The organism is Gordonibacter sp. An230 (assembly GCF_002159915.1).
In the GTDB taxonomy this organism is placed as follows: domain Bacteria; phylum Actinomycetota; class Coriobacteriia; order Coriobacteriales; family Eggerthellaceae; genus Rubneribacter.
Window position 1 is genome coordinate 24,084 of sequence record NZ_NFJP01000005.1, and the last position, 8,003, is coordinate 32,086.

Consider the following 8,003-nt stretch of genomic DNA (forward strand, 5'->3'; position numbering starts at 1 on the left):
CTCGTGGCGGCGCGGCGCGCTGCGGGGCTTGTTCGTGTGAGCTCCCGTTGAGGGCGTGTTGCGAGCGAGCCGCTCTTGAGGGCTGCCTTCGTCGGCATGCGAAACGGGTCTCAACAGAATCCGCTGCTAAGTCGGCACGACAGAGGCGGCCTGGCCGTTCGATGCCGTCGGGTTTTCGGCGAATGCATCGGAGCGGAGCCGGGGTTCGCTCGGATGCTGGCGTTCTGGACCGCACCGATGTCGGTTCGACGGCGAAGGGTTCCTTTGCGGCGTATGATTCGCCAGATTGCCGCCGAGGTTCATGCTGCGCGGCCGAAATGAGGCCTATATTTACTTGCCGACGAGCTCGTCGTCGAAAACCCTGGTCGTTTGCGTTGCGAAGGTGTGTTTCAAGCCAAGAGCGGTGGCAATCTGGCGAATTGCGCGTTCCGAGCCCCTACGTTCGCCGTCAAACCAAGATCGGCAGGCGCCATGCAAGCCCGCCGCGCAGATCCCTCCAGCGTTTGGGAGGGTTTCTCGCCGATCAAGGCGCTCCTCCGCCTCGCCCTGTCGCAAGGGGCGCAATCCGGAACCCGGTGCCTGCCGGTTTGCGTCTATTTCGGTTTGGTGGCTGAGATCTTTTTCCGCTGTTGATCTGGTGTTGCCGTCGGCGATTCGTCGTGCCGAAGCCTGCGGGAGCCTGGCGGGTTGAGACTTGCAACGGCCCGCCGTGCCGAAGTTGGCGAACCTCTTCGGTGGGGCCGATGGGCTCGCTCGGCGAACCGGTCCCGCTCCTGCGGAATCTGGGTCGAGGTGCGGATGGGAGCGCAGGAGCGTGTTCGTTCCGTTGCGTCGGCGGGAAGCCGTCGGCTGCGCCTGTCAGCCAAGAAGGACGGCGGCGACGGGGAAGCCTGTAAAAGTCGCTGACAGGGCGGGCCTAATGGGGTAGCATGAAGGGAGGCTGACATCTTGGGATTTCGGAAGGAGAGCGATGGGCATGGCGAAACTCGAGGCGGGCATGACGCGCGACGAGGCGTTCGCGCTTCTGCAGGAGCACAACAAGGACCCGTTCCACATCGAGCATGGCGAGACGGTGGAGCAGACCATGCGCTACTTCGCGCGCGAGTACGACCCTGAGAACGAGGAGTTCTGGGGCATTGTCGGCCTTCTGCACGACCTCGATTGGGAAGAGCACGACGACGAGCCGGAGAAGCACACCCTGTATGCCGCCCCGCTCATCGAGGCTGCCGGCGGCACGTCCGAGCTCGTCCGCGCCATCCAAAGCCATACGTCCGATTTCAATCCGACCTTGCCCAAGCCCGAGCTTCAGATGGAGAAGATCCTGTTCGCCACTGAAGAGTTGACGGGCCTCATCGGCGCGGCCGTGGTCATGCGTCCCAGCAAAAGCGTCATGGACTTCGAAGTGAAGTCGCTCAAGAAGAAGTTCAAGGACAAGCGCTTTGCCGCCGGTGTCAATCGCGATGTCATCCGCTCCGGTGCCGAGATGCTTGGCTGGGAGCTTGACGAGCTGTTCGCCCGCACCATCGAAGCCATGCGCTCCTTTGCGCCCGACAAGGACACGTTCCAGGCCGAACGGCCGACCGAGTAGCGCTGTCTGAGAGGTCAAGAGACGCCGGGGGTGGACGCGCAGGTTTTACGCGTCCACCCCCCCCCCTTTTTTTTTCTCTCTCTTTGCCACGTGCGGGAGCATCTGGCGTCGATCGCTTCGGTCATACGCCTTTCGCCGCGTTCGCCTCTCGCCCTCCATCGCGCCTGCGTCTCGTCGCAGTGCCCCCTCGCATTCGAAGCGCCCTTTTTGCTCAGATCGCATCGTCGTTGCGCTTCGCTCCCCGCTGCGGTATCAGCCGATCCTCTCGTGGTTCTCGCGCCTTTCTTCCCGCCGTGTTTGCGAGAGGGGAAGGTGCGCGTTGCGCGATGCGGACACGGTGGAAGAGCGCGCGATCAGAGGGGTTCGTTCGTCACCGATTCGCGTGCTACGCCAGGTCGCCGGCCATATGGCGAACGGCATGGCGGGCAAAGGTGATGGTGCGTCCGCATGCGCAGCCCACGATGTACTCAGGATAGTTGTTGCCGAACACGCTGCCCGAACAGTCGCCGGCTGCGTACAGGCCTTTGATGGGCCTCGCGTTGGCGTCGAGCACCTGCATGTCCTCGTTGATGCGCAGTCCGTCCACTGTGGTCAAAAGCGATCCTCCGTACCACACGCCGTAGAACGGCGCGGTGCGCAATGCGGACAGGCGGTAGGCCTCCTTGCCGAAGTCTGCGTCGTCTTGCGCGTCGTAGAAGCCGTTGTACTTTTCCACCTCTGCCAAGAACGCCTCTTTCGCTTCGTCCGCGAAGCCCAGCTTGTCGGCCAGTTCATCGATGGTGTCCGCCTTCACCATGACGCCTTTTTCAAGTTCGGCGGCGTAGATGTCGTCGATGGGGGTGTCGGCCTCTTTGGCCAGAAGCTGCTGGGTCTGTCGTGAGCAGCCGATGGTGCTGAAGCGCTTCACGTCCTCTTTGAGGTTGGAGTCGAACACCTGGCAGAACACCCCGCCTTCGTGCTCGGCCGCCGCGAAGCAGCAGAAGTCGTAGGGCGTGGACTCGTTCACGAAGCGCTTGCCGTCGCGCGCCACCTTCATGAACGGCTGGGATCCGAGGTTGAATTGCTTGTCGGTTCCCACGAACGTGGCCACCTCGCCCGGTTCGCTGATGATGCCCGCGCTCTCGCCCGGCTTCACAGCGCCGCGGTCGAAGATCATCGGCGCGCCGATGCTGTCCTTCTGGCCGCCGGCCCATATGCCCGCCTTGATGCCTTCGCCCACGTTGTTGGGCGAGCCGTACTGCAGCGTGACGCATCGGTCCACCAGGGGGTTGCATGCGCGCAGCATCTCGGCGTTGCTCGTGTAGCCTCCAGTGGCAAGCAGCACGCCCTTTTCGGAATTCACCTGCACGTACCCGTCGCTCGTTTCGAAGAGCGCGCCGGTCACGCTTCCCGAATCGTCCTGCACGAGCTTGACCAGCTTGTGGTTGTAGGTCACGTCGTGGCCGCGCTCGTTGATGTAGGCGAGCAGCACCTTGTTGCGCTCGAGCGACTCCCCGGATGCGTCCTTTCCCGAATAGTAGTGCTCCATCGGGAACAGCGCGAAGCTCGTGCCGCCCGTCGCGTGGTCGATGTCGTTGTCGAAAGCGCAGGTCATACCTGCCGACGTGAGAATAGGGTCGAGCCAATCCGTCATTTCGGCGCTTTCGCGGATCCACACGCGGATGACGCGCTGGTCGCACTGGCCCGAAGCGTAGCGGGCGAACTCGTTGAGCAGCTGCTTTTCGTCCACGTGCGCGCCGGCGGCCTCGGTGTACTTCGTGTTGATTGCGCCGAACCAGTGGCGCGTGCGCTGCACCGAGCCGGTCTTCTCGCACAGCATGAAGTCGAGCCCCAGATCGGCAGCCGTGGCCGCTGCGGCCATGCCGCCGTTGCCCGCGCCGATGATCAGCAGTTCGGTGTCCTTCGTCTCGACGATGTCCTCCGGAGCGATCTCGGGCGCGCTGCCGAGCCAGTCGCTGTGCTCAGGCTGGCCGTCGGCGTTCGTGCCAGGTATGGAAGCCCCGTTTTCCGCCGATGCCGTTTCGGCCCCTTTTGGCGCGCATCCTGCGAGTCCGAAGGCGGCAAGCGCTCCCACCCCGGCTGCTCCTGTCAAAAAGCTCCGACGCGTCAATCTCTGTCCAATGTTCGTCATGTTTGCTCCCTCCTTCTGGAATGGTTTTCGATGCGCTTTGGTCCACCTGCTGTCATGATGCTGCGCATCCGTCCTTTCGTCCTCACCGCAAAGGGGCCAATTTTTGCGGCAGATCGGGGCGGCGCTTCTCACCCTCTTGGTACCAGATCTGAGGTTTCGCCTTGTCAGGAGAGGGTGAAGTGCGATAGTCTGTGCGGGCATGCGCAAAGGGAGGGGCTGATCGTCGTTCATGGACGCCGTAGGGAAATCGCAATCATCGCACGCGGAAGCGCCGCGCTTCGCCATCACGCCTTCATGGGCACGCTGCCTGATTGCGCTCACCTTCGAGTTATTCGGCACATGGCTTACGAAATCGTCGCTCTATCCGCAGTACACAGCCGTGCTGCCCGTCGCTCGTGACGCTTCGTCGCTTGTTGGCGTGGCGACGCTCGTGGTGCTGGCGGTCTGGGCGCTGCGCAAGCCGTCCTCGCTTGATGAGCGTTCGATCACAACGGCGTCGTTTGTGTTGTACTCGGCAGGGTTTGCGCTCGTGGTGATGGGCATTGCGCAGCAATCGGCGCCGCTTTTGCTGGCGGGCGCATGCGTGCGCTCGGTCGGATCGCGCTGGGTCGTCGTGCTCATGGGCGTCTCGCTGTGCGCGTTGTCCAAACGGTCGTGCATGCTGTGCATCGCCTCGGCGTTCGTCGCAAGCTATCTTTTGCGCGTGCCGTTCGCGGATATTGGCGTCACGGCGGGCATGGTCACGCTCTTCGTGCTTCCGTTTGCCACCTATGCCGCAGTGCGTCCCTTAGCGCTCGGCATGTTGGACTTGACTAAACGCGCGGTTCCGCCGGTGGAGGCTTCCATTACCCAGCCTGCGGCGTACGTGCCGTTTGCCCACGGACTGTTTGTGGCCATCTTCATCTTTCGCATCGCTTACGGTTTCGCGCTTACGTTCGGTTCGGTGGACGGCAACCCGCAGCAAACGTTTTTCGGCATGGTTCCGGTTGTCATTTTGTTGGCGATGGCGTGCATGCCAAACGTGCCGAAGGCCGACGTGCTCTACCAGGCCGCGGCCCTGTTCGTCGTGGGCGGATTTCTGATGGTGGTGGTGCTTGCGGGTCGCGTTTTGGACGATATGACTCTGGCGCACGGACTTTTGTATGCAGGCAGCGAGTGCTTCGACGCGCTCATGTGGTTCGTGCTCGCTTCTATCGGCGCACGTAACCGGGTGAACGCGCTCGCCGTGTTCGCGTGGGGACGCGCCGCGTCGTCGGCCGGATTGCTCTTTGGTGCGACAGTGGGGCATGCCGTGAATGCCACGCCCGATGCGCTCGTGGCGGCGATCGGCATTGCCGCGGTGCTGTTCCTGTTCGTGGCTATGAATTTTACGGTGCTCAAGCCTTTCGGCTTCCAGGCGACCATTGACGGCGTGCGCTCAACCGAATCCGTGACCTCTTCGCTCCGTGTCGTGGGTTTGCGGGAGCGGGGCGCCTCGGTTGCCGCGCGCTATCGTCTCACGCCGCGGGAAACGGAGATCCTTGAGCTTTTGGCGCATGGCCGCAACGGCCCGTTCATCCAAGAGAAGCTCGTGCTGTCGCGCAATACCGTGAAGACTCATGTGGCGAACATCTACGCCAAATTGGGAGTGCATTCCCAGCAAGAGCTGATCGACCTCGTGGAGCGGGCCGACGCAGTGGGCGCGGACGCGTAGCGATGGGCCGAACGGATGGCGGCTGGTTTCGCGTTCGCGCTTTGCCGCTGAGCTGGTGGCCCTATCCCGCATTTCGCCTCGCTTTTCGTCGCGTCACTCTCTGTCCGATTTGCCCTTGAGGAATCGCGTGAGGCTGCAAGGCTCAGCGTGGGCGCGACGAGGGCGCCCGCTTCGCCCGTAGCCGCCAGCGTTCTCTTTTGACGCGCCCTTCGAGATCCTGTTGGCTTGCCCGCTCTTTCGGAGCATGGCAGGAAGGGTCCTTCGGGTTCTAGGATGTCTCCTCTTTGCATGGCCTTCCGGCACATTCGCGGGATGCCGCCTGCTCGAGCGATCCCGCGAGAATACGACGAGAGGGGCTGCGGCGCGAAACGGAGGGCTTCGCAAGCGACGAGGGCGCGGTGACCGCAGCTGGCGCGACGATCGGGGTTCGCACCCATGCGATGGCCTGGCTTTCGCTCGCGAGCTCGTTTGCGCCCTCGTCAGGTTTTGAGGGCTTTCGCCTGGTCAGGTGTAGACGCGCTTTCTCGCCTCAGCCCGGTACGAACAGTTTCGGAGGGCGGGGGGGGGGCAGTCTTCTGTGTGTTTTGCCTCGATGGCGGTCATGCCGCTCGGTTTTCGCCGTATGCTGCCCGTTTGGTCGGCCCGTCGCCTTCCGCTGCTTTTGCGGTGCGTCTTTGGCGATGGGCGCGGTGATGGGGAGACTGTGCGCCGTCGCATAGCTCGCGCTTCTGAGAAAGCCTTTCACGCCGCCCTGGCCACGACCGCCCCATGACGATGGGGTCGCATTCCTCATCGCCGGTGCATTCTGCAACGAGGTTGGCGGATGAGGCGTTTTTCAGCAGGCGATCGCATGCCGCGTTCAGCAGTTCGTCGGCCAGGGCGTTCAGCTCGTCGAGCACCTTGGCGGCTTGGTCGAAGAAGGCCGTTTCGGTTCCGGCGCCCATGCCGTAGGGTTTCATGGCGCGATCGAAGACGAGCTCGATCCGCGTGTCCCGCGCCGATCTTGCGGGCCAATTCGAGCGCGCGGGCCAAAGGGGCCGATCCGTCGTAGGCGACGGGCGCCTTCGAACGCCAGTTGCTCGTTTCGCTCATATGGCCATCTCGCTTTAAAACGGACGCGTCGATGTTTGAACGGAATGCGTCGAAGGAACGACGGTTCTGCGGCGATCTTGAAGTCGTCTCCGATCAGGGTGCGACAGGCTTTGTCTTCGAACGGTTGCAAGCCGGGCGCGGCAGGATGGCGCCGGGAGCGCAATGCGGGCGCATCGTCATCGCGATGCGGCCGTCTTCGTCGTGCGGATGGCACCGATGGCGGTTGGTGTTGGTATTCGCCATTGACCGCATGCAAGCGCCCCGGTACAATAAGCAATTGCGCATCGACGCGGATGTGGGCCGTTAGCTCAGTTGGTAGAGCAGGGGACTTTTAATCCCAAGGTCGCGGGTTCGATTCCCTCACGGCCCACCATTTTCGTCCGCTGCCGTGCGTTCCAATACGCTCACTGGGCCGTCGTCCAACGGCAGGACTCTGGTTTTTGGTACCAGCTATCAAGGTTCGAATCCTTGCGGCCCAGCCATAGTGCGTTTTCGAGCGTCCCTTCCGCACACTTTTATAGCCTCGGGCTCACGATGAGCGGTTTCTGCCCGATCTGCGAAGGGCGCTGGGCGCCTGTTCGCGAATCTCTTTGAATTTGGCCACGAAAGTCCGTTCTGGCACGTTCTGGGCGCTTTTCTCGGCCCTGTTTAGTGGGCGAGGGGCGGCGATTTTGAAAAACGCCAGGTCGTTGATGTTTTGGCGAAAAGAATGCGCCGATGGTCGTGCCGGAACGGGCTTTCGTGGCCAAAAATGACGGTTGCGCTTGCATGGTCGACGCATCCGACGACCGGGCGAGTGCTTTGGGAGGGCGACGGTCGCCGTGGCGAGATCATGCATCGGCGCTCGAATACGTCCGATGGGCGGGCGGCCGCGCAAAAAAGCTCGTCGTTGGCAGCGCTTATGACGAGCTGTCCCACGCGATGGAATGGGCGAGCAGGGGAAGCCGATCAAGCATCAAAGCGACGCGTATGCGGGAGGACGAGCCTGCAGGGCCGACATCGTCGCGTGCGATGGGCGGCTTACGGAGCGAAGAGCATGGATGGCGGCATGCGGAGGCGCGCGATTTGCGGCAGGGGCGATGCGCGGGTCTGATCGCGATCACGCGAAGTTGTGGACAAAGGCGCGCAAAGCTTGCAAGTGCGGCAAGGATGGGTTCGTTCGGGCGGCGCGCTTCGACGACGCATCGAGGACGCGAACCTTGCGTCGCGCGAGGCTTGCGGACGGGGCGTCGTGCGAGTGGCGGCGGAATGTGAGCTGGGGGAAGGGGCTTTCCCCGGAAGGGTTTGCTGTTCGGCGCAGGCAACCTGGCGAGTGAGTTTGTTCGCGAAATCGTTTGCAACCGGGGTCTTCAGCAGGTATTCCAAGGAAGATGGGTATTAATTTCCTCAATTTGATGCGTTTTCGGTGATATCATGGGATGTTGAAATTGTGGGCTTTTATGCCGGACGGCGTTGGTTGGGAACGGTCGTTGGAGATGCGTACGCAGGAGCGAGACATT

4 protein-coding genes and 2 tRNA genes are annotated in these 8,003 nt (G+C 62.6%); 4 read left to right on the top strand and 2 right to left on the bottom strand.

Annotation, left to right across the window (positions count from 1 at the left end):
• Nucleotides 1-976 precede the first annotated feature (976 nt).
• Nucleotides 977-1,588 (top strand): HD family phosphohydrolase, encoded by a 612-nt coding sequence (locus tag B5F40_RS03835; protein WP_087193144.1) that lies wholly within the window; start codon nucleotides 977-979, stop codon nucleotides 1,586-1,588.
• A gap of 385 nt (nucleotides 1,589-1,973) precedes the next feature.
• Here the strand turns inward: B5F40_RS03835 and B5F40_RS03840 are convergent, their stop codons facing one another.
• Nucleotides 1,974-3,719: an FAD-binding protein gene (locus B5F40_RS03840; protein WP_087193064.1), complete on the bottom strand. Its 1,746-nt coding sequence runs from the start codon at nucleotides 3,717-3,719 to the stop codon at nucleotides 1,974-1,976.
• A gap of 229 nt (nucleotides 3,720-3,948) precedes the next feature.
• Here B5F40_RS03840 and B5F40_RS03845 point away from each other — a divergent pair, with 229 nt between their 5' ends.
• Nucleotides 3,949-5,412, top strand: coding sequence for a helix-turn-helix transcriptional regulator (locus B5F40_RS03845; protein WP_087193065.1), 1,464 nt, complete (start codon nucleotides 3,949-3,951; stop codon nucleotides 5,410-5,412).
• A 599-nt stretch (nucleotides 5,413-6,011) separates the two neighbouring features.
• Here the strand turns inward: B5F40_RS03845 and B5F40_RS03850 are convergent.
• Complete coding sequence (locus B5F40_RS03850) at nucleotides 6,012-6,356, bottom strand: hypothetical protein (protein WP_204217323.1); 345 nt, start codon at nucleotides 6,354-6,356, stop codon at nucleotides 6,012-6,014.
• Nucleotides 6,357-6,801: 445 nt separating this feature from the next.
• On the opposite strand from B5F40_RS03850, the gene B5F40_RS03860 reads away from it, so the two are divergent.
• Together B5F40_RS03860 and B5F40_RS03865 are read left to right on the top strand one after the other, a co-directional pair.
• A tRNA-Lys gene (locus B5F40_RS03860) sits at nucleotides 6,802-6,877 on the top strand.
• 35 nt (nucleotides 6,878-6,912) lie between these two features.
• Nucleotides 6,913-6,986, top strand: a tRNA-Gln gene (locus B5F40_RS03865).
• Nucleotides 6,987-8,003 lie beyond the last annotated feature (1,017 nt).

What these genes read in the sequence shown, in the direction of transcription:
- B5F40_RS03835 (WP_087193144.1), top strand. Translation starts at nt 977, where the DNA reads ATGGCGAAACTCGAGGCGGGCATGACGCGCGACGAGGCGTTCGCGCTT.
- B5F40_RS03840 (WP_087193064.1), bottom strand. Translation starts at nt 3,719, where the DNA reads ATGACGAACATTGGACAGAGATTGACGCGTCGGAGCTTTTTGACAGGA.
- B5F40_RS03845 (WP_087193065.1), top strand. Translation starts at nt 3,949, where the DNA reads ATGGACGCCGTAGGGAAATCGCAATCATCGCACGCGGAAGCGCCGCGC.
- B5F40_RS03850 (WP_204217323.1), bottom strand. Translation starts at nt 6,356, where the DNA reads ATGGGCGCCGGAACCGAAACGGCCTTCTTCGACCAAGCCGCCAAGGTG.